The following is a 20,969-nucleotide window of genomic DNA, read 5'->3' on the forward strand; positions in this document are numbered from 1 at the left end:
GTTAGGTTTGAGCCTACACCGGGGCTTGCTTATAATCGCCGGTTTACGCCAGCCAGCCATCAACGGACACGCCATGAATCCCGATCTTGACGCCCTGCATCCCTACCCGTTTGAAAAGCTGGCCGCGCTCAAGGCAGCGCTCACTCCGCCAACCGGGATCGCGCCTATCTCGCTGACCATCGGCGAACCTCAACACGCGCCCTACCCCGCGGCGCTTGAAGCGCTGGTGACGCACCAACTGGAAATGGCCCGCTACCCAGCGACCAATGGCCTGCCTGCGCTCCGCGAAGCCATCTCTAGCTGGGCCACTCAGCGCTTTCAACTACAGGGGCTGGATGCCGAGCAGCAGGTGGTCCCGGTCAACGGCACGCGGGAAGCGATTTTTGCCTTTGTGCAGGCAGCGCTGGATCGCACCCGCCCGGCGAAAGTCGCGGTGCCCAATCCGTTTTATCAAATTTACGAAGGCGCGACGCTGCTGGCGGGTGGCGAGCCACTGTATTTAGACTGCCCCGCCGACAACGCTTTTCGTCCCGACATTAGCGCGGTGCCCGCCGCGACGTGGCGCGATGTGCAGATCGTGTTTATCTGCTCGCCGGGCAACCCCACCGGGGCGGTCACCCCGCTTGATGAGTTTAAACAGCTCATCGCGCTCGCCGACGAACACGATTTTATTATTGCCTCGGACGAATGCTATTCAGAGCTGTACCTGGACGAAACCAACCCGCCGCCGGGGCTCTTACAAGCCTGCGCCGAGCTGGGCCGCGATGACTACCGCCGCTGCGTGGTGTTTCACTCGCTCTCCAAGCGCTCCAACCTGCCGGGGCTGCGTTCAGGCTTTGTGGCAGGCGATGCGGCCTTGCTAACGCCGTTTAAGCGCTTTCGCACTTACCACGGCTGCGCCATGTCGCTGCCGCTGCAGCACGCCTCTATCGCCGCCTGGCAGGATGAGCAGCATGTGCGCGCCAACCGCGACGCCTACCGCGAAAAATTTAGCGCGGTGACCGATGTACTTGCCCCGGTCATGGATTTCCCCGCGCCTCAGGCCAGCTTTTATCTATGGCCGGCGGTACCCGGTGGAGACGATATAGCCTTCACCCAGCGACTGTTTGCCGAGCAGCACGTTAGCGTACTGCCCGGCAGCCTAATGGGCCGCACGGGTGCAAACGGCATTAACCCCGGCACAGGCCGTTTACGCTTAGCGCTAGTGGCTGAGCTGGCACCCACGCTGGAAGCCGCCCAACGCATTCGTCATCTTATAGAGCGCGGTTAATTGATTGGCTGTTTACTTATTTAACATCCCATGGAGCTCGTATGCTGACGCTGTATATCATCAATAACTGCGATACCTGCCGCAAAGCGCGCCAAGCCCTGGATGAGAAAGCGCTGCTGTATAAGACCCACGACCTGCGCAAAGACGGCCTTTCCGCTGCCCTGCTGGAACATATTTTACATCGCGTGCCGCTGGTCAAGGCCATTAACAAACGCAGCACAACGTGGCGCGCGCTTTCCGACGAAGACAAAGATTACGACGCCAATTCGGCACGCCAACTCATCCTAAAATACCCCACGCTACTCAAGCGCCCCTTGCTAGAAAGGAACGATGGCACCATTTTAGTCGGCTACCGCGACGGCGATTACGACAAACTGAGCTGATAATCACTACCACCCACTTATTCACGACAGGACAACCTCTTATGCTGAGCTTTGCGCTTGGAATTGGCACCCAAAACACCCAGGGCGACTGGCTGGAAATTTACTACCCGTCACCGCTACTCAATCCGACAGCAAGCCTGGTGGAGGCTGCCCAACAGGCGCTGGATGCGCCCCAAGGCAATGCCGCCATCAGTTTTTTGCCAGAAGACTGCACCCGCCTGGCAAAAGCACTGGAAGCCGCCGGGCACGCTGACCAGGCGGCACTTGCCGAAGCGCTTTCTGCCAGCCAGCGCCCGCTGGTCGCGATGTTTCTGGACACCGACCAACCACCACACACTGCGCCAGAGGTGTATTTAAAACTGCATTTGCTGTCGCACCGTTTAGTCAAACCGCACGGCCTTGATCTCACCGGCATGTTTGGCCTGCTGCGCAATATTGCCTGGACCAACGAAGGCGCGATCGATATTGAAGAACTGCCTGCACGTCGCCTGAAGGCCCGCATGGCAGGCCGCGCGCTGTCGGTCGACTGCGTGGATAAATTCCCCAAAATGACCGACTACGTGGTACCTACCGGCATTCGCATTGGCGATACCGCTCGCGTACGTTTGGGCGCTTACCTGGGCGAAGGCACTACCGTGATGCACGAAGGCTTCGTCAACTTCAATGCAGGTGCCGAAGGCCCCGGTATGATCGAAGGCCGCATCTCGGCGGGCGTAATGATCGGCAAAGGCTCAGACTTGGGCGGCGGCGGTTCCACCATGGGCACCCTCTCCGGCGGCGGCAATATCGTCATCAAGGTCGGTGAAGGCTGCTTAATCGGCGCCAACGCGGGCATCGGCATTCCGCTGGGCGACCGCTGCACGGTAGAAGCTGGCCTGTATATCACCGCCGGCGCCAAAGTGACGCTGCTGGATGACCAGGGCCAGGAAGTAAGCACCGTTGCCGCCCGCGAGCTGGCTGGCCAAGACGACCAGCTGTGGCGCCGCAACTCGCAGAATGGTCGCATTGAGTGCTTGACCAACAAGAGCGCTATCGCCCTGAACGAGGCGCTGCATGCCCACAACTGAGCCAGAAGCACTGTCGCCGACGCTCAAGCTCGCCTTTGAACTGCTCAGCCGGGCCTCGGTAACGCCAGACGACGAAGGCTGCCAGGAGCTGATGATCGAGCGCTTAGCCGCGCTGGGTTTTCATATTGAGCGGCTACCGTTTGGCGACGTAAAGAACTTCTGGGCCATACGCGGCCATCACGGCCCGGTGGTGGCCTTTGCGGGGCACACCGACGTGGTGCCCTGCGGCCCGTATATCAACTGGCAGTACCCGCCGTTCGAGCCCTGCATTGATGATGAAGGTATGCTGTGCGGGCGCGGCGCGGCGGACATGAAGGGCAGCCTTGCCTCAATGTTGACCGCCGTTGAGCGCTTTGTGGCCAAGCACCCGGACCACGATGGGCGTATCGCCTTTTTGATCACCTCCGATGAAGAAGGCCCGGCGGTCGATGGCACCCGCGCCGTGGTCGAGCATCTGCGCGAGCGCAACGAGCGCCTTGATTACTGCATTGTCGGCGAGCCCTCATCTACCGACCGGCTGGGCGATATGATCAAAAATGGTCGCCGCGGCTCGCTGGGCGGCACCCTGCATATTAAGGGCGTACAAGGCCACGTGGCCTACCCACATTTGGCCCGCAACCCGATCCATCAGGCCATGCCAGCGCTGGATGCCCTCGTCAACGAGCACTGGGATGCGGGCAATGCCTTTTTCCCCGCCACCAGCTTTCAAATCTCTAACCTGCGCGCAGGCACCGGCGCCACCAATGTGATTCCCGGCGACGTGGAAGCGGTGGTTAACTTTCGCTTCTCCACCGAGGTGACCGCTGATCAGCTCAAAGCGCGCGCGGAGGCTATTCTCGACCAGCATGGACTGGAGTATCAGGTAGACTGGACGCTCAACGGTGAACCGTTTTTAACCGCAGAAGGCGCGCTTGTCGATGCTGCTATCAAAGGCGTTGAAACGGTAACCGGCCAGCGGCCAGCGCTCTCCACTAGCGGCGGCACCTCGGATGGTCGCTTTATTGCCACCCTGGGCACTCAAGTGGTCGAGCTAGGCCCGCGCAACGACACCATCCACAAGGTCAATGAACGCGTACGCGCCAGCGACCTGGACGACTTAAGCCGGATGTACGAGGCAACGCTGCAAGCGCTGCTCACCTCCGGCGAGGTAAAGCTATGATGGAGCGGTACCCCGATATCGAGATTTACCTGGCCAACGTCTCACTGGAGACGCTCAACGAGTGGCTGAAAAACGCGCTGCGAGCGCCGCCGCTCAGCCCCGTAGGCAAAGGCCAATGGCAAACCCGCGGCCAATACCAGGGTGACTGCGTGCCGGTATTGCTGGTCGATAAAGCCGCCGATGGCTTTGCCAGCCTATGGTTTAACAGCAACCATACCCCCTGGCTGACCGACCAGGACTGCGCCCAGCAGGCCGCCGAGGCGTTGCAAACCGAGGTGCGCTGCTCGTTAGGCGGCTGGAACCCGGGCGATGACCCGGACCGCTTCTGGCAAGTGCTGCCCGGCGGCAAAGAAGGCGCGATTGAGTGGCCGGACTCAGGTCGCTGACCGCTGCTGCTCGCTCAACAATGACGACCCTAAAACGACAACGACCCCGCCGAGACGGGGTCGTTGTCTGTTACTTTATTTAAACTTACTCAATAATACTGACATCGTCGGCCTGCAAACCACGCTCATTTTTAATCACGTGGTAACGCACGATTTGGCCTTCAGCCAACATACGCGGGCCACGGCCACGAATGGCGCGAAAATGGACAAACACATCCTCGCCATTGTCGCGGGTAATAAAACCGTAACCTTTGTTGGTGTTAAACCACTTTACTTCACCCTCTTCACGGCCATCGTTGGGATCGATGATATCTTCTTCCTCATCGTCGTCCAAAGGAGCCGCTGCAGCTTGAGGCTGGCGCGCGGCAGGCTTAGGCCGCGCAGCAACCTCCGCCGCTACCACCATCGGTGGTGCCAAAGCCGCCGCGGCCAAGGTGCCAATCCACAAAACAATAAAACTACCAAACGCAACTGCAATATAGACACCGCTAACACCGCTGATGGCTAACTCGGTCAACCACAGCTCGGCGAGGGCACTATCGGTTAAATGAACAATCCCCGCCAGCAAAAGTGGCGTGGGGGCGGACAGTAATACACTGATTAAGAAACAGCGAAACACAACTTTTGGGTTCATAGAAAAAAAAGGCTCTCTTGTTGTATGGGTAACAGACGAAGGACAATACCTGCGCTATCAGGCCCATTCCCAATAGCACTGGCATACTACTACATAAGGTTGCAATGTTATCATGACCGACGACTTATCGCCTGCTGAGCTGGCTCAACGTTTTGAATCGTTAGAGAGCCGCTTAGCCCACCAGGAACACTGGCTGGACACCTTAGACCAAGCGGTGGTTCAACAGGAACGCCGTCTGGAAAAACTTGAGCAGCTTAGCGGGATGATGCGCGAACGCCTGCGCGAGCAGCATCAAGCACTCCAAGCAAGCGAACCCCAGAGCGACCAGCGCCCTGAGGATGATATTCCGCCGCATTATTAAGTTTACGCTTGCCTCTTTGAGGCTCGGCTAGCTTGCCACAACACTGGCGGGATCGATACTTTCCAGCCCAAACGCTTCGGCCACGGCCAGGTAGGTCACTTGACCTGCGTGCACGTTCAGGCCCGGCAGGAAATGCGGGTCATCGCGTAATGCCTGCTGCCAACCTTTATCCGCCAGGGCGAGCACAAAGGGCAGCGTGGCGTTAGTCAGCCCCTGGGTAGACGTCCGCGCAACCGCGCCGGGCATATTGGCAACGCAGTAGTGCACCACCCCATCAACGATATAGGTCGGCGCCGCGTGGGTGGTAGGCTTGCTGGTTTCAAAACAGCCGCCCTGATCGATCGCCACATCGACCAGCACGCTGCCGGGCTGCATATCGGCCAGCATGCGGCGGGTGATCAATTTTGGCGCGGCAGCGCCGGGCACCAGCACCGCGCCAATAATCATATCCGACTCACGGGCGGCCGTTTCCAACGCATCGGCGGTGGAATACACCGTTTTGATACGTCCCTGGTAGCGGTCATCCAGCACCTCCAGCCGCGCCAGGGATTTATCCAGAATAGTCACCTCTGCGCCTAACCCCAGCGCCATACGGGCAGCATTTTCGCCCACAACACCACCCCCGATGACGGTGACCTTACCCGGCGCCACGCCGGGCACGCCGGGCAGCAGCACCCCTGCACCGCCCTGGGCTTTTTCCAGGCTATGGGCACCCGCCTGCACCGCCATGCGCCCTGCCACGGTGCTCATCGGCGCCAGTAGCGGCAAGCCGCCGCGGGCGTCGGTAATGGTTTCATAGGCGATACAGGTCGCACCGCTTTCCATTAGCCCACGGGTAAGGGGCTCTTCGGCGGCAAGGTGCAGGTAGGTGAACAGGGTGTGCTGCGGGTTCAGGCGCGCCACTTCGTCCGGCTGCGGTTCTTTCACCTTGAGGATCAGCTCCGCGTTGCGCCACAGCGTGTCTACATCGGCTTCTATCTGGGCGCCGGCAGCCTGGAAATCAGCATCGGTAAAACCTGCGCCTTCACCGGCACCCGCTTGAACGCTCACCTGGTGACCACGCCCGGTGAGTTCCCGTGCGCCGGTAGGCGTTAATGCTACCCGGTATTCGTGATTTTTAATTTCTTTGGGAACGGCGACTTTCATTAGCTGATTCCTGTGCTGTTAAGGGTCAATGGTCTTGTACGCAAATTACAGCACAGCTGACGGTGACCACCACCCCGGAAACACAAAACAAAAAAAACGCCGGTTAAGGCGTTTTTTAGGAGAAAAATCCAGTGATTGCCGGTTTTGCACGAAAAAATCCACTTCATTCCAGGTCATTCCTCAATAACCACGCCGCCGTAAATGCGCCGATACTCCTCGGGCAAGCGTTTAGGCCGACCGGTTGAGAGCGCCACGCAGGCAAAGCGGGTGCGGGCCTGCAGCAGCGTTTTTGCGTCTTTAACGCGGACGAGCTGAAAACGACGCGTCAGGCTGAACCGCCCATCGCACTCGACGATCCAGGTCGCCAGCTGTAGCTCGTCGCCTGCAAAGGCAGGCGCGAGGTAATCCAGCTCATGGCGGTGAACCACCATGGCGCGGTCGAGCTGCCGGTAGCGCTCCAGCGTCAGCCCAAGCGCTTCAGAGTGGGCCCAGCTACTCTGCTCAACCCAGCGCAGGTACTCGCTGTTGTTGACGTGCCGGTATGCATCAATGGCCTCATCGGCCACGCGGATATCGATCACGAAGGGGTCTGGCAGTGCCCACGCCATGTCGTTACTCCCCGTTGTTGCACTAAGCTGTTTAACTGTTTAACCCAATGCCCGACCGCCTTATGCGGTTTAATCGCGGAACACACGGACACCGAGCGCTTTCAAGTAAGACGTTTCGGGGATGGCCGGATGCACCGGGTGGTCAGGGCCTTGATGACCCTGGAAAATCACCTGGCCATGGCGGTCCTGATGGCGCACCGCACCGCGTACCACCTCCATTAGCCGCTCTGGCGCCAGGTGCATGGAGCACGACGCCGACATTAACAGGCCATCGCGTCCTAACAAGCGCATAGCCTCACGGTTCAAGCGGGCATAGGCGCGCTCGCCGTTGGGGATATCCTTGCGTTTTTTGATAAACGCGGGCGGATCAAGAATCACCACGTCAAACTCCTCGCCGTCCAACTTCAATGCCGCCAAGGCTTCAAACGCATCTCCCTCGCTAACCGCCACCTTCTCCTGTACGCCGTTCAGCGCGGCGTTGCGTGCCACCTGGTCTAGCGCCGGGCCTGAAGAGTCCAAACACAGCACCTCTTTCGCGCCATGGACGGCCGCCTGCACCCCCCAGCCGCCTACGTAGCTGAATACATCCAGCACGCGCTTACCTTCCACATGCTGATTAACCCATTCGCGGTTAACGCGGTGGTCAAAGAACCAGCCGGTTTTCTGACCATTAAGCACCGGCACCACAAAGCGGGCGCCGTTCTCTTCGAGCACCACTTCGTCAGGCAGCGTGCCTTTGATGACTTCAACGTTGGCTTCCAGGCCTTCCTGACGGCGACCGCCGGTATCGTTGCGGAAAACAATCACTTCCGGCTTGAGGACTTTGTCTAACGCATCCACAATCTCTTCGGCCAGCGTTTGCATACCCGCGGTATTAAGCTGCACCACCACCACATCGCCAAAACGATCGATCACCAAACCTGGCAACAGATCGCCTTCGCCATGAATCAAACGGTAGAACGGCTGCGCATAAAGGCGCTGACGCAAGGCTAACGCCTGATTAAAGCGGTGTACAAACAGCGAACGGTCCAAGCGCATTTCCGGGTCGCGTGACATGACGCGCGCGGCAATTAACGAATGGGGGTTCACGTACGCGACGGCCATCACTTTGCCATTGGAGGCTTCTACCAGAGCGGTTTCGCCTGCGGTAAAGTTTTTTAGCGGCGTCTCCTTGATATCCACCTCGTTGGAGTAGATCCAAAGATGCCCCTCTTTAAGACGACGATCGGCATTTTTATTTAGGCGCAGGCGTTGGGTCACAGCAATCTCCAAAAGACGTAGGCTTAGCAAACAACTTACATAAAACGTTGGGTCGCCATTAGCGCTGGCAACCGGGACAAAAGACGCTAGCACGCTGACCGAGCGTAATGCGACGAAGCTCAGCGCCACAGCGCAAACAAGGCTGGCCGTGGCGACCGTAAACATTCAGGCGCTGGGCAAAGTAGCCGGGCTCGCCCTGGCCGCTGACAAAATCCCGCAGCGTGGTACCGCCTTGGGTAATCGCCGCCGCCAACACCTCTTTGACCGCCAGGGCCAAGGCGTCATAGCGAGCACGGGAAACCCTACCCGCGGCGCGGCGCGGATCAATACCTGCCATAAACAGCGCTTCCGCCGCGTAAATATTACCGGCGCCAACCACCACCTGGTTATCCATCAGAAACTGTTTGACCGCCACCCGCTTATTGCGCGAAAGGGTGTAGAGCCATTTGCCGTTAAACGCCTCCGACAGCGGCTCAGGGCCTAGGTGGGCAAGGCGTTTATCCAGCGCTTCGTCCTCTAACTGCCAATCGACAAAACCAAACCGACGCGGATCGTGGTAGCGCAGCACATAGCCGCTGGTGGTCACCACATCGACATGGTCGTGTTTTTTAGGCAAATCGCCCACCCTGGCAATACGCAGGCTGCCCGACATACCCAAGTGCCACAGCAGCGTTGCGCTGGCAGTACCCGGCGGTGATAGCGGCTGAATAGGAATCTGTAGGTATTTCGCCCGCCGTTTCAAGATACCAATGCGCGCACCCACCAATCGATCGGCTAAGTCATCGGGCACGGGCACACGCAGCCGTGGCTGACGCACCAACACCTCGGTAATTTCCTGGCCTTCCAGGAAGGGGGCAATTCCGCGCCGGGTGGTTTCAACTTCGGGAAGTTCAGGCATATTTGGGCGTAGTTATGGACGACATAGCTTTGAACGACGTAGCTTTAAACATGGTACCAGCCTGTGATGACAACCTAGTGAAGATCGCTTGATGACGCATGCAGTATACAAAAGGCATGCATGCAAAAACCCGGCTTGGGGCCGGGTTTTTGAACAGGCACTCGCCTGCAGGGAAAGCCGATCATCATCGCAAAAGCGATTACTTGATCTTGGCTTCCTTGTACATAACGTGCTTACGGACGACCGGGTCGAATTTTTTGAACTCGAACTTATCCGGGGTGTTCCGCTTGTTCTTATCAGTGGTGTAGAAGTGACCGGTACCGGCACTAGACACCAACTTGATTTTATCGCGCATGGTTTAACCCTTCCAAAATGCTTGGTCCGAAACGCTTGGCCCAAAAAGCTGGCTTAGATAGCGTCGCCGCGCTTACGAATATCAACCAAAACCGTGTCAATACCGTTTTTATCAATAATGCGCATTCCTTTGGTAGAAACGCGCAGCTTGACGAAGCGGTTTTCAGACTCAACCCAAAAGCGATGGGTGTGCAGGTTTGGCAAGAAACGACGACGTGTCTTACGCATTGAGTGTGAAACGTTATTTCCAGTTACCGGACGCTTACCGGTAACCTGACATACTTTGGACATGAGAGCCTCCAACTGCTTGGCCAGGATATACTTGACCGGGATTAATAGCCTGAGTGTTCAAAACTGTCGGGCAAACCGGAGCAGGGAGGGAGTCGACGCAGCTAACCGCCAAGCTTTACCCAAGTCCGTTATTCAACCCAAGTTTAAAGGTGGCACTTTATACCAGAGTGGCCGACCAGCAGCAAGAAAAACCAACTAAAACGGCTTAAAAACGCGCTTTCGTTCATTTTGCTTAGTCAACGTAGTGCCATGCACTTTGATGATTCTGCTTATAGCCAGCCGCGCTCGGCAAAAGAGACCACTTCCCCATCCCCCACCACGAAATGATCCAACACGCGCACTTCAAAAAGTGCGAGGGCGTCTTTTAAACGTTCAGTGATACGACGATCAGCATCGCTTGGCTCTGCCACACCAGAAGGGTGGTTGTGCGCCAGGATAACGGCGCCAGCGCTAAGTTCTAATGCGCGCTTGGCAACTTCGCGGGGGTAAACAGATGCGCTGTCTAGGGTACCGCGAAACAGCGATTCATAGCGAATAATTCGGTGCTGAGTATCCAAAAAAAGCACCGCAAATTCCTCATGCCCTAAATGGCGTAGCTGCGAACTTAAATAATGGCGCACCAAGGCAGGCGATGTCAGCGCATTCCCGCGCGCCAACTGGCTGGCCAGATGGCGCCGCGACAGCTCAAGTGTCGCCTGCAGCTGAGCGTACTTGGCGCTGCCCAAACCACGGGCGGCACAAAAGCTGGCTTGGTCTGCCTCGAGCAGTTGGCGCAGGCCGCCAAAATTACTCAGCAAGTCACGCGCCAAATCAACCGCTGAGCGCCCCTGCACGCCAACGCGTAAAAAAATTGCCAGCAATTCGGCGTCTGAAAGCGTCTGAGCGCCGGTGTTTAATAATTTTTCCCGCGGCCGCTCACCCGCCGGCCAGTGATTGATACCCATCGCGCTTTCCTCCGCTATCCCACCCTTGATCATTAACGCCAGCCGCACACAAGCAAGCCTATCACCACTAGCCTCAGTAAACCTAGCTTACCCTTATTACCCCCCAACATGCCAAATCGGCGGTGCCAATGGTATGGTAAGCGTCCTAACATACGCTGATGTGGATCACTGACATGGCCTCTGTTGTAGATACCCCCACTAACGCTTTCGCAACAGCATCGACGCTAGCGGGCAAACGGGTGTTACTCGGTGTTAGCGCGGGAATCGCTGCCTATAAAAGCGCGTTGATTGTGCGCTTGCTCAAGCAGGCGGGCGGCGAAGTACGCGTAGTGATGACCGACGGTGCTCAGGCATTTATTACCCCGCTGACGCTACAGGCGCTTTCCGGCGAGCCGGTGCGCACCTCCCTGCTCGACCCCGAAGCCGAAGCCGGCATGGGACATATTGAGCTGGCCCGCTGGGCGGATGTGGTGCTGGTTGCCCCAGCCACCGCCGACCTAATCGCCCGCTTGGTGTACGGCATGGCCGACGACCTGCTCACCACGCTCTGCCTGGCCTCTGAAGCACCCAAGCTGATTGCCCCGGCGATGAACCAAGCCATGTGGCGCCATCCCGCCACCCAGCGCAATGTGGCGCAGCTGCAGCGTGACGGCTGGCAACAGATCGGCCCCGCCGCTGGCGACCAAGCCTGCGGCGACGTGGGGCCTGGGCGCATGAGCGAGCCTGAGGAAATTTTTAACGCGGTGACGGCACTGTTTGCCCCGCCTCTTACCGATGCTCACCCTGGGAACGCCCCTCATATTGTGATTACCGCCGGGCCTACCCGAGAGCCACTGGATCCCGTGCGTTATATTTCCAACCACAGCTCGGGAAAAATGGGCTTTGCCTTAGCCGCAGCGGCGGTGGCCGAAGGGGCCAAGGTGACGCTGATCAGCGGTCCGGTTAATCTACCCACGCCCGAGGGTGTCACGCGGGTCGACGTCGAATCTGCCGAGCAAATGCACGCCGAGGCCCAGCGGCTGGCGCCCCAAGCGGCGCTGTTTGTCGGCTGCGCGGCCGTTGCCGACTATCGCGCGGCGGCCCCCGCTGAGCACAAACTCAAAAAACAGCAGGACAGCGACACACTCACCCTGACGTTAATTAAAACCCCCGATATTATCGCCAGCATTGCGGCGCTACCTGCCGAGCAGCGTCCCCTGGTGGTCGGCTTTGCCGCTGAGACCCAGGAAATTGAGCACTACGCACGCGATAAATTACAGCGCAAAGGGCTCGATATGATCGTCGCCAACGACGTCTCCCAGGCGGGCCTGGGCTTTGGCAGCGACCAAAACGCCGCATGGCTACTCTGGCGAACTCCCCAAGGCGTTGAAAGCCAAGCCGAGCCACCACAGTCCAAACACCAGCTCGCCGCGACCGTTGTTCGCCAAGCGCTCGCGCTGCTGAACACAGCACCTGAAACAGCCCTTGAAAAAGCCCCTACGAAAAATTCTGGAGAGTCCTCATGAGTGCCCACCCCCGGCTGCAGTGCAAACTGCTGGATGAGCGCCTGAACGATTATTTACCCCACTATGCAACCCAAGGCTCGGCGGGCATGGACCTACGCGCCCTGCTGGATGAGCCGTTAACCTTGGCCCCCGGCGAATGCCAGCTCGTACGCACCGGCATTGCCATCTATATTGAAGACCCCGGCTTGGCGGGCATGATTCTGCCGCGCTCCGGTTTGGGCCATAAGCACGGCATTGTACTGGGCAATTTAGTGGGTTTAATCGACTCTGATTACCAGGGCGAACTGATGATTTCGGTCTGGAACCGCGGTCAGAGCACGTTTACGCTGGCGCCCTTCGACCGGCTGGCACAGTACGTGCTTGTGCCGGTGGTGCAGGCTGAACTCTCACTAGTAGACGCATTTGAAGACTCCTTACGTGGCAGCGGTGGGTTTGGCAGCACCGGAAGCCAGTAACGCTTGGCAACGCATATTTTGAACTGGAAAGCTTAGCTGGGAAGCCTTATGAACGCACAAAGCGTACCCGCGTCGATTTTTCGCGCCTACGACATTCGCGGCATTGTTGACGACACCCTCACTGAAGAGACGGTAGCAATGATCGGCCGCGCCGTTGGCTCTGAAGCCACCGCTCAGGGCGAATCCCATGTAGTGGTGGCCCGCGACGGCCGCCTTTCCGGCGCTCGGCTGCAAGCAGCGCTAATGCGTGGCCTGAACGCCGCCGGGTGTGATGTGATCGACATCGGCATGGTGCCCACCCCGGTGCTCTACTTTGCCACCCATATTTTACCGGGCACCCAATCCGGCGTGATGGTCACCGGTAGCCATAACCCGCCCGACTATAACGGCTTCAAAATCGTGCTTAACGGCGACACGCTTTCCGGCGATGCGATTACTGGCCTTTTCGAGCGCATTCAGTCCGGTAACCTAGCGGATGGCCATGGCAGTATCACCCAGCAGGATGTCCGTGAACGCTATTTAGCGCGCATTTTAGGCGACGTTACCGTTAGCCGGCCGATCAGAGCCGTGGTTGACTGCGGCAATGGCGTTGCCGGCGAGCTGGGCCCGCAGCTGCTGGCCCGCCTGGGGGTCGACACCATTCCACTGTTTGCCGAGATCGATGGGCATTTTCCCCATCACCACCCCGATCCTGGCAAACTGGAGAATGTTCAAGACCTAATTCGCAAGGTAGCGGAGATCGGTGCGGATATTGGCCTTGCCTTTGATGGGGACGGTGACCGTTTAGGCGTTGTTACCCCCAATGGCAAGCTAATTTATTCTGATCATTTGCTGATGGTCTTTGCCGCCGATATGCTCGCGCGCCAGCCCGGTGCCAAAGTGATTTTTGATGTTAAGTGCACCGGCAATCTGGCTAAAGTCATCAGCGAGGCAGGCGGGGAGCCTGAAATGTGGCGTACCGGGCACTCGCTGATCAAAGCGCGTATGAAGGAAACCGGCGCTCAGCTTGGTGGTGAGATGAGCGGGCATATCTTTTTTAAAGAGCGCTGGTATGGTTTCGACGACGGGCTCTATGCCGCCGCCCGGCTCGTAGAGATCCTGGCTAACCAAACCGACGACGCGAATACGTTTTTTGCCCGCTTTCCCCAAGACGTCGGCACACCGGAAATTAACATCGCGGTTACCGACGCTAACAAGTTTTCTCTGGTAGATAAGCTTGCCCGCGAGGGCGACTTCGGCGAAGGTATCAAAACGACCTTAGACGGCATTCGCGTCGACTATGTGGATGGCTGGGGGTTATGTCGCGCTTCTAACACCACACCAGCACTGGTCATGCGCTTTGAAGGCAAAGACGAGGCCGCACTTTCACGCATCCAAACGGTTTTTTATAACGCGTTAAAACGCGCTGCGCCTGACATTGAACTACCCGGCTAAATAGACAGCCAGGCGCTAAAGGGATCGCGCCCACCTAGAAAGCGCGGCCCGAACCACACAATCAGCATCAACGTTAGCAGCATAATAACGCTTCAAGGGACAACCTAATGAGTTCAGCCAGTCGCGACCCCCAGGTCGTTGTGGAGGTGCTTTCCGAAGCGCTCCCGTATATTCAGCAGTTCTCCGGCAAAACCGTAGTGGTCAAATACGGCGGTAACGCCATGACCGAAAGCACCCTGATTGACTCCTTTGCCCGCGATATCGTGCTGATGAAAGAAGTCGGCATCAATCCGGTCGTGGTACACGGCGGCGGGCCACAGATCGGCGATTTGCTCAAAAAGCTCAACATTGAGTCGCGCTTCGTTAACGGCATGCGGGTCACCGACTCGCAAACCATGGACGTGGTCGAGATGGTGCTGGGCGGCTTGGTCAACAAAAGCATCGTCAACCTGATTAATCAAAGCGGCGGCAAGGCGATTGGCCTGACCGGAAAAGATGGCTCGCAAATTCGTGCCCGCCAGCTCAAGGTCGAGCATCAAAGCCCTGAAATGAAGGCGCCCGAGATTATCGATATTGGCCATGTGGGCGAAGTAGAGTCGATCTCAACCGAACTGATCGAGATGCTGGCGGCACGCGACTTTATCCCGGTAATTGCACCGATTGGCGTCGATGCCGCTGGGCACAGCTACAATATCAATGCTGACCTGGTAGCGGGCAAAATCGCCGAAGCGCTCAATGCAGAGAAGCTGATGCTGCTCACCAATGTGGCCGGTTTAATGAACACCGAAGGCGAAGTCCTCACCGGTTTAAGCACCGCTCAAGTGGACGAACTGATCGCCGATGGCACGATTTATGGCGGCATGCTACCCAAAATCCGCTGCGCACTGGATGCGGTGAAGGGCGGCGTGAATAGCTCGCACATTATTGATGGCCGAGTCCCCCACGCGGTATTGCTGGAAATTTTCACCAACGCTGGGGTAGGTACTCAAATCAAGGACGCGAGCTAACCGCGACGGAGGCCACATTATGAGCGAAGATCAAAAACCTCGCCGCCGCGAGCAGATTCTCCAGGCATTGGCATTAATGCTTGAGGAAGACAGTGGCAAGCGTATTACCACCGCCGCCCTGGCCCGCCAGGTCGGCGTTTCAGAAGCAGCTCTCTACCGCCACTTCCCCAGTAAAGCGCGAATGTTTGAAGGGCTGATCGACTTTATCGAAGAGAGCATTTTTGCCCGCATCACGCGCATCTTAGAAGATGTTCCCGACGCCACCACCCGCTGCGGCACCATTTTAGCGCTGCTGCTGGGCTTTGCCGAAAAAAACCCGGGGCTGGCCCGCATTATGGGCGGCGACGTACTCACTGGCGAAACCGCCCGGCTGCGCCAGCGGGTTAACCAGCTGTTTGAACGCCTGGAAATGCAGCTCAAACAGATACTGCGGGAAGCCGAGTTGCGTGAAGGCCTGCGCCCGACTATTCCTGCCGCCGCCGCCGCCAATTTGCTGAGCACCCAAGCGGAGGGACGCATTTCCCAGTATGTGCGCAGCGACTTTAAGCGCCTGCCCACCGAACACTGGGAAGATCAGTGGTCGCTGTTGTCTGCCCACTTACTGCGCGCCACGGCCCAGCCAGCGTAAGCCAACGCTACCCAGCTTAGCGATAAAAAATCGGGCAATAAAAAAACCGGCTCCTTTTACAAGGGCCGGTTTTTTAATGCTTTCAAAGCGACAAATGCTGACTTTAAGCCACCATCGCCTCGCCCATTTTCTGACGCAACTTTTTCATGGCATTTTTTTCAAGCTGACGGATACGTTCCGCGCTGACCCCGTAAACATCGGCCAGATCGTGCAGCGTTTCCTTGCTGTCCGCCAGCCAACGGCGCTGCAGAATGTCCCGAGAACGATCATCAAGCCCTTCCAGGGCAAGCTGTAAACGCCGCGTTGAGTCTTCCTCGAAGTTGCTATCTTCAAGCTGCGTAGCAGGGTCTGAAGCCGCGTCGTCCAGGAAGTGCACCGGCGCTTGATAGGTACTCTCTTCATCGTCGCCTGCCGGGGCATCATAGCCTGCGTCATAAGATGACAAGCGCCCTTCCATATCACGCACGATCTCGGGCTTGACGTCGAGATCTTTGGCGATGGCGTCCACTTCGTCGTTGTTCAACCACGCCAAGCGTTTTTTCGCCCCGCGTAGATTAAAGAACAGCTTGCGCTGGGCTTTGGTGGTGGCGATTTTGACAATCCGCCAGTTGCGCAGCACAAACTCGTGAATTTCCGCTTTGATCCAGTGCACGGCAAAAGAGACCAAGCGAACGCCCTGATTCGGATCGAAACGCTTGACGGCTTTCATCAAGCCAACGTTACCCTCTTGAATCAAATCTGCCTGGGGTAACCCATAGCCTGAATAGCTGCGCGCAATATGTACCACAAAGCGCAAATGCGACAGCACCAAACGCCGCGCGGCTTCAAGGTCGCCCTCATCGTAAAGACTATAGGCAAGGTCACGCTCTTCATCGGCTGTTAATACCGGAATGCTATTGACCGCACGGGTATAACCGCCCAGGTCGCCACCTGGTGAAAGTTGCCCCACTGGTAGAAGACTAGTGCTCATTTGCATATGGTCTCCCCTGTAACCCATGATGGTTGACGTAGCACGCTGTAAAATAGACTATTATTGATAAACTGCACCTAAGACCTGATCATCTGGATAAGGTTCATGTGGCGCCGCATTGATCATGGGTTGGTCACGTTAATAGGTGGATGCAACCACATAACATAATACGCCCCAACTAGATCAATGTGGGCGAAATCATTGTGGTCGAATGCTTGAAAGGTGGCGAGTCACCGCCAACCAAGCACCCAACCACCCTAACAGTGTACTGCAAGATAGCAGAATTGTAGAGCCTGTCACGTCGAGTTGAGGCAATGAAAAACTGGCGCCATAGCTTGCGGCTAGCGCGGCGACCGGCAACGACAGCCAATGGTTGCCTAAGCCTAATAAACCCAACGCTAATAGCCCGCCACCCAAGCCGTACCAAGCGCCGCTGTACAGGAAAGGCCGCCTGACAAACGCATGCGTAGCGCCGATAAGCATGACCACTTCAATTTCCCGGCGGCGGCTTTCCACCGATAGGCGGATGGTATTGCCGACCACCAGCAGCACCCCTAAACCAAACAGCACACCCAACGCCAGGGCGACGCGACGCCCAAGCTCGGCGAGGTTTCTAAGCCGTTCCACCCAGGCTAAATCAAGGCGCACCTCATCGACGCCAGCAAGCGCTTCCAGCTGGCTGGCCAATTGCTGCATCGCGGCGGGCTCAACGCTTTCAGGACGCACCACAATACTGATCGGCAACGGATTACTCTCCAGACCCGCTAAGGCATCATCGAGTCCCAACGACTGCTGGAACTCGGCCATGCCCTGCTCGGCGCTGATCATCTGGGTTTCGAGCACACTGGGTTCAGCGTTAACCGCCTCTTCGATGCGTAGCGCCTGGGCGTCATCGGTGCTCAAGGCGAGGTAGACCGTAAGCGTGGCGCTTTCATCAAGCTCCGCATCCAGCAGGCGCGCGCTATCCAAGGTTAGCCACAGCGCCGCTGGCAGCACCAGTGCGATCGCAATCGCCAGCATGGTCAGCAGATTACCCAGCGGATAGCGCACTAAGCGCTGAAAACTGTCCCACGCCATGCTGCGGTGGTGGCGCCCCCAGGCGCGCAGGCGGCTGGAAAAGCGCGTTTGCTGCGACCGGGCACCGCGCCGTGGGGTTTTATCGTCGGCGGGTTTGGTGGCGGCTTGGCGGGACGTTTTTAACGCGGCTCCCTGCCGGCGCTTTGACGTCGCGGATGACTTCATACGCCCCCCTCGTCGGCGACTAGGCGGCCATCGCTTAAGCGCAGAGTGCGGTGGTGCAGGCGTGCAATCAGCGCCAAGTCGTGGCTAGCCACCATCACCGTGGTACCAATCCGATTAAAATCCTCAAACAGCGCCATGATATCCGCCGAAAGCTGGGGATCAAGGTTGCCGGTGGGCTCGTCCGCGAGCAGTAACGCTGGTTTGTTGACCACTGCCCTGGCAATGCCCACCCGCTGCTGTTCGCCACCAGAGAGCTCGATGGGCAGGGCCTTTTCACGATGCAGCAGCCCTACCTTATCCAAAGCAGCGCGCACGCGGCGAGCGGCTTCGCGGGGTTCAACCCCCTGGATTTCCAGCGGCAGTGAGACATTATGAAAAATGTTGCGGTCAAAAAGCAGCTGATGATCCTGAAAGACCACACCAATTTGGCGCCGATAGAACGGCACTTGGCTGGCATGCAGCTGAGCGATATCGTGCCCGGCCACCACCACTCGCCCTCGGCTGGGCTTTTCAAGGCGCATAATCAAGCGCAAAAGCGAGCTCTTGCCGGCCCCGGAGTGGCCGGTGAGAAACACCATTTCCCCACGGGCAACGCGAAAACTGAGGTGCGCCAGCGCTTCAAAGCGACCGCCGTAGCGTTTACCTACGTGCTCAAAGGCGATCATGCGCTGGCATCATCGCCTTGGCGATCAAACAGCGCATGGACAAAATCATCCGCCTCGAAGGGGCGCAGATCGTCGAGCCCCTCGCCGACGCCAATAAAGCGAATCGGCGTTTCCAGTTGCTTGGCCAGCGCAAAAATAATCCCGCCTTTGGCGGTACCATCCAGCTTGGTCAAGGTGATGCCGCTAACCGGTACGGCGTCGTTAAAGGTGCTGGCTTGAGAAATAGCGTTTTGCCCGGTGCCGGCATCCAGTATCAGCATCACTTCGTGAGGTGCGGTTTTATCCAATTTCTGCATTACCCGATGGACTTTTTTGAGCTCTTCCATCAGGTGGCTTTTATTATGCAGACGCCCGGCGGTATCAGCGATCAGCACATCCACTCCGCGCGCAGTGGCGGCCGCGACCGCATCGTAAATGACCGAGGCGCTGTCTGCGCCGGTGTGCTGGGCGATGACCGGCACGTTGTTGCGGTCGCCCCACACCTGGAGCTGCTCGACGGCGGCAGCACGGAAAGTGTCACCGGCGGCCAACATCACGCTTTTACCTTCGCGCTGAAAACGCTGGGTGAGCTTGCCGATGGTAGTGGTTTTACCCACGCCATTGACGCCCACGACTAAAATAACAAACGGACCACTACCCTGTTTGTCGAGTACAAGCGGCTTGGCGACCGGCCCCAGCATGGTGGTTAACTCTTCTTGCAGGCCGCGATAGAGCGCCTCGGGATTATTCAGCTCTTTGCGCGACACGCGGGCTTCCAGGCGGCCAATAATCTCGGTAGTGGCGTCGATGCCTACATCGGCCATCAGCAGTTGCGTTTCCAGGTCTTCCAGCAGCTCATCGTCGATCTGTTTTTTGCCCAAAAACAGGTCGGCGATGCCGTCGGTTAGATTGGCGCGGGTTTTGCCCAGGCCAGATTTGATACGCGCAAACCAGCCCTTTTGTTCACCTGGCTGCTCGCTTTGCTTAGCGACCGGCTTTTCTTGCAGGGCAGGCGTCGGCTCTGGCGTGGACGTCGGCTCTGGTAAAGTATCCGGCGCCTTTGGATGCTCTGCAACGGCGTCAGTAGTAGCGTCGGGTGCCTCAACGCCCCCTTCGTCGGCTCGCTCTTGAGACGGTTCTTGAGGCGGTTCTTGTGAACGCGGCTCGTCAAGACGCGCATCGTCCTCTTGGGGCGCCTGCTTAGGGTCGTGCTTATCTTTACGCTTAAAAAAACGAAACATGAGAGTTATCCGGCATAAATAGTGAACATTAGGGTTATGCTAACACCGTCACCCAAGACTTTGGATAAGCAGCCCGCTACAATCCGCGTTATGAAACGACAACGCTCTTCCCGCTCATCCGCCTCTCGCCGTTCGCCTGATCAGCGGGAGGGCAATCGACTTGGCAAAAAGCTTGGCAAACTGCGTATTATCGGCGGTGAATTTCGTCGCCGTCAGCTACCGGTGCTGGATATCCCCGGCTTGCGCCCAACGCCAGACCGCGTGCGTGAAACGCTGTTCAATTGGCTAGGGCAGCAGCTCGACGGCCAGCAGGTACTCGACTTGTTCGCGGGCACCGGTGCGCTGGGCATTGAAGCGGTGTCCCGCGGCGCGGCGTGGGTAGATTTTGTCGAGCGCGACCCGCGGGCGTCGGCACAGCTAACGGCCAATCTGGCACTACTTAATATTACCGCAAGCGGGGTGCATATTGACGATGCTCAAGCCTACCTGACCCGCCCTGCCAAGCCCTATACGCTGGTATTTCTCGACCCGCCTTTCCATCAACAGCTCGCCGCGCCGTGCTGTTTCGCGCTGGAAAGTAACGGCTGGCTCACCACAGAGGCGATGATTTATCTCGAAACCGAGACATCGCTAACGCCCGAGGTGCCCGCCAACTGGCAGTTACAGCGCGAAACCCAGGCGGGCGAAAGCACGGCAAGGCTTTATCAACGCCAAGCACCGTAAACAGCGCTTGCCGCCACGCGGCGGTGGCGTTACGCTCGCCTCATTCGTGCCGATTGACACGCTTGGCGCTTGTTGTTGGGTCGTTTTTTATTAACTATTTGTGAGTTCTCGTTTTTACACTAGGGAGATAGACATGAGTTTGGAACTATTTAACCAGCTTGAACAGAAAGTCACCGATACCGTTGACGCGCTGGAAATGATGAAACTGGAAAACGAAGAGCTACGCGATGAGAACGCCAAGCTGAAAGCGGAGCGCGAAGACTGGGAACGCCGTCTCAACAGCCTGCTCAGCAAATTCGACAGCCTCGATACCTCCAGCACGTCCTAACCAGCGGATAAATGCGCTGCTGCCTACCGTA

General features: G+C 57.8%; 25 protein-coding genes. 13 read left to right on the forward strand and 12 right to left on the reverse strand.

Annotated features, from left to right (window positions below; translation table 11 throughout):
* The first annotated feature begins 73 nt into the window (after positions 1 to 73).
* From dapC to HVA01_RS08930, 5 genes are read left to right on the forward strand one after another with little or no spacing between them, the layout of a single operon-like run.
* On the forward strand, positions 74 to 1,270 hold the full coding sequence (dapC, locus tag HVA01_RS08910) for a succinyldiaminopimelate transaminase (protein WP_146874960.1): 1,197 nt from the start codon (positions 74 to 76) through the stop codon (positions 1,268 to 1,270).
* A gap of 41 nt (positions 1,271 to 1,311) precedes the next feature.
* The gene (locus HVA01_RS08915; RefSeq protein WP_146874961.1) at positions 1,312 to 1,653 is read left to right on the forward strand and encodes a Spx/MgsR family RNA polymerase-binding regulatory protein; all 342 of its coding nucleotides are present in this window, start codon (positions 1,312 to 1,314) and stop codon (positions 1,651 to 1,653) included.
* Positions 1,654 to 1,694: 41 nt separating this feature from the next.
* Positions 1,695 to 2,720, forward strand: a complete 1,026-nt coding sequence (gene dapD, locus HVA01_RS08920; RefSeq protein WP_146874962.1) for a 2,3,4,5-tetrahydropyridine-2,6-dicarboxylate N-succinyltransferase — start codon at positions 1,695 to 1,697, stop codon at positions 2,718 to 2,720.
* Positions 2,707 to 3,879, forward strand: coding sequence for a succinyl-diaminopimelate desuccinylase (gene dapE, locus HVA01_RS08925; RefSeq protein WP_146874963.1), 1,173 nt, complete (start codon positions 2,707 to 2,709; stop codon positions 3,877 to 3,879). The genes dapD and dapE overlap by 14 nt, the downstream gene beginning before the upstream one ends.
* Complete coding sequence (locus HVA01_RS08930) at positions 3,876 to 4,265, forward strand: hypothetical protein (protein WP_146874964.1); 390 nt, start codon at positions 3,876 to 3,878, stop codon at positions 4,263 to 4,265. Before dapE ends, HVA01_RS08930 begins: the two co-directional genes overlap by 4 nt.
* 85 nt (positions 4,266 to 4,350) lie before the next feature.
* On the opposite strand, the gene HVA01_RS17765 is transcribed toward HVA01_RS08930, so the two are convergent.
* Entirely contained in the window at positions 4,351 to 4,899 is a 549-nt protein-coding gene (locus tag HVA01_RS17765; protein ID WP_146874965.1) for a cold-shock protein, read from the reverse strand.
* Between the two features lie 112 nt (positions 4,900 to 5,011).
* Between HVA01_RS17765 and HVA01_RS08940 the strand changes: the two genes are divergently transcribed.
* Positions 5,012 to 5,260, forward strand: coding sequence for a SlyX family protein (locus tag HVA01_RS08940; RefSeq protein WP_146874966.1), 249 nt, complete (start codon positions 5,012 to 5,014; stop codon positions 5,258 to 5,260).
* A 27-nt stretch (positions 5,261 to 5,287) separates the two neighbouring features.
* Here HVA01_RS08940 and ald read toward each other — a convergent pair whose 3' ends face one another.
* The 7 genes from ald to radC form a co-directional block, all read right to left on the reverse strand.
* Entirely contained in the window at positions 5,288 to 6,406 is a 1,119-nt protein-coding gene (gene ald / locus HVA01_RS08945) for an alanine dehydrogenase (protein ID WP_146874967.1), read from the reverse strand.
* Positions 6,407 to 6,579: 173 nt separating this feature from the next.
* Positions 6,580 to 7,014 (reverse strand): acyl-CoA thioesterase, encoded by a 435-nt coding sequence (locus tag HVA01_RS08950; RefSeq protein WP_146874968.1) that lies wholly within the window; start codon positions 7,012 to 7,014, stop codon positions 6,580 to 6,582.
* Between the two features lie 69 nt (positions 7,015 to 7,083).
* Positions 7,084 to 8,274, reverse strand: a complete 1,191-nt coding sequence (locus HVA01_RS08955; RefSeq protein ID WP_146874969.1) for a class I SAM-dependent rRNA methyltransferase — start codon at positions 8,272 to 8,274, stop codon at positions 7,084 to 7,086.
* A 58-nt stretch (positions 8,275 to 8,332) separates the two neighbouring features.
* Positions 8,333 to 9,172 (reverse strand): bifunctional DNA-formamidopyrimidine glycosylase/DNA-(apurinic or apyrimidinic site) lyase, encoded by an 840-nt coding sequence (gene mutM / locus HVA01_RS08960; protein ID WP_146874970.1) that lies wholly within the window; start codon positions 9,170 to 9,172, stop codon positions 8,333 to 8,335.
* A gap of 199 nt (positions 9,173 to 9,371) precedes the next feature.
* On the reverse strand, positions 9,372 to 9,527 hold the full coding sequence (gene rpmG, locus HVA01_RS08965; protein WP_096282193.1) for a 50S ribosomal protein L33: 156 nt from the start codon (positions 9,525 to 9,527) through the stop codon (positions 9,372 to 9,374).
* Between the two features lie 53 nt (positions 9,528 to 9,580).
* Positions 9,581 to 9,817, reverse strand: coding sequence for a 50S ribosomal protein L28 (gene rpmB, locus HVA01_RS08970; protein WP_146874971.1), 237 nt, complete (start codon positions 9,815 to 9,817; stop codon positions 9,581 to 9,583).
* 269 nt (positions 9,818 to 10,086) lie between these two features.
* Positions 10,087 to 10,761, reverse strand: coding sequence for a RadC family protein (radC, locus tag HVA01_RS08975; protein WP_146874972.1), 675 nt, complete (start codon positions 10,759 to 10,761; stop codon positions 10,087 to 10,089).
* A 173-nt stretch (positions 10,762 to 10,934) separates the two neighbouring features.
* Here radC and coaBC point away from each other — a divergent pair, with 173 nt between their 5' ends.
* The 5 genes from coaBC (at position 10,935) to slmA (ending at position 15,790) form a co-directional block, all read left to right on the forward strand.
* The gene (coaBC, locus tag HVA01_RS08980; RefSeq protein ID WP_146874973.1) at positions 10,935 to 12,266 is read left to right on the forward strand and encodes a bifunctional phosphopantothenoylcysteine decarboxylase/phosphopantothenate--cysteine ligase CoaBC; all 1,332 of its coding nucleotides are present in this window, start codon (positions 10,935 to 10,937) and stop codon (positions 12,264 to 12,266) included.
* Positions 12,263 to 12,721, forward strand: a complete 459-nt coding sequence (gene dut / locus HVA01_RS08985) for a dUTP diphosphatase (RefSeq protein WP_146874974.1) — start codon at positions 12,263 to 12,265, stop codon at positions 12,719 to 12,721. Before coaBC ends, dut begins: the two co-directional genes overlap by 4 nt.
* Positions 12,722 to 12,769: 48 nt before the next feature.
* Positions 12,770 to 14,155, forward strand: coding sequence for a phosphomannomutase/phosphoglucomutase (locus HVA01_RS08990; protein ID WP_146874975.1), 1,386 nt, complete (start codon positions 12,770 to 12,772; stop codon positions 14,153 to 14,155).
* 107 nt (positions 14,156 to 14,262) lie between these two features.
* Positions 14,263 to 15,162, forward strand: a complete 900-nt coding sequence (argB, locus tag HVA01_RS08995; protein ID WP_146874976.1) for an acetylglutamate kinase — start codon at positions 14,263 to 14,265, stop codon at positions 15,160 to 15,162.
* 19 nt (positions 15,163 to 15,181) lie between these two features.
* Entirely contained in the window at positions 15,182 to 15,790 is a 609-nt protein-coding gene (gene slmA, locus HVA01_RS09000) for a nucleoid occlusion factor SlmA (protein WP_146874977.1), read from the forward strand.
* Between the two features lie 103 nt (positions 15,791 to 15,893).
* Here the strand turns inward: slmA and rpoH are convergent, their stop codons facing one another.
* From rpoH to ftsY, 4 genes are all read right to left on the reverse strand, one after another.
* Positions 15,894 to 16,760, reverse strand: a complete 867-nt coding sequence (gene rpoH / locus HVA01_RS09005; RefSeq protein ID WP_146874978.1) for an RNA polymerase sigma factor RpoH — start codon at positions 16,758 to 16,760, stop codon at positions 15,894 to 15,896.
* A gap of 198 nt (positions 16,761 to 16,958) precedes the next feature.
* Positions 16,959 to 18,002, reverse strand: coding sequence for a permease-like cell division protein FtsX (gene ftsX / locus HVA01_RS09010; RefSeq protein ID WP_146874979.1), 1,044 nt, complete (start codon positions 18,000 to 18,002; stop codon positions 16,959 to 16,961).
* Positions 17,999 to 18,667, reverse strand: coding sequence for a cell division ATP-binding protein FtsE (gene ftsE / locus HVA01_RS09015; protein WP_146874980.1), 669 nt, complete (start codon positions 18,665 to 18,667; stop codon positions 17,999 to 18,001). Before ftsE ends, ftsX begins: the two co-directional genes overlap by 4 nt.
* Positions 18,664 to 19,887, reverse strand: coding sequence for a signal recognition particle-docking protein FtsY (gene ftsY / locus HVA01_RS09020; protein WP_146874981.1), 1,224 nt, complete (start codon positions 19,885 to 19,887; stop codon positions 18,664 to 18,666). The genes ftsE and ftsY overlap by 4 nt, the downstream gene beginning before the upstream one ends.
* Before the next feature lie 90 nt (positions 19,888 to 19,977).
* Between ftsY and rsmD the strand changes: the two genes are divergently transcribed.
* Together rsmD and HVA01_RS09030 are read left to right on the forward strand one after the other, a co-directional pair.
* A complete protein-coding gene (rsmD, locus tag HVA01_RS09025; protein ID WP_146874982.1) occupies positions 19,978 to 20,610 on the forward strand; it encodes a 16S rRNA (guanine(966)-N(2))-methyltransferase RsmD in 633 nt (210 codons plus the stop codon).
* Positions 20,611 to 20,743: 133 nt separating this feature from the next.
* Complete coding sequence (locus HVA01_RS09030; protein WP_146874983.1) at positions 20,744 to 20,938, forward strand: cell division protein ZapB; 195 nt, start codon at positions 20,744 to 20,746, stop codon at positions 20,936 to 20,938.
* The last annotated feature ends 31 nt before the right edge of the window (positions 20,939 to 20,969 follow it).

It is taken from the genome of Halovibrio variabilis, assembly GCF_007991175.1.
GTDB classification, from domain to species: domain Bacteria; phylum Pseudomonadota; class Gammaproteobacteria; order Pseudomonadales; family Halomonadaceae; genus Vreelandella; species Vreelandella variabilis.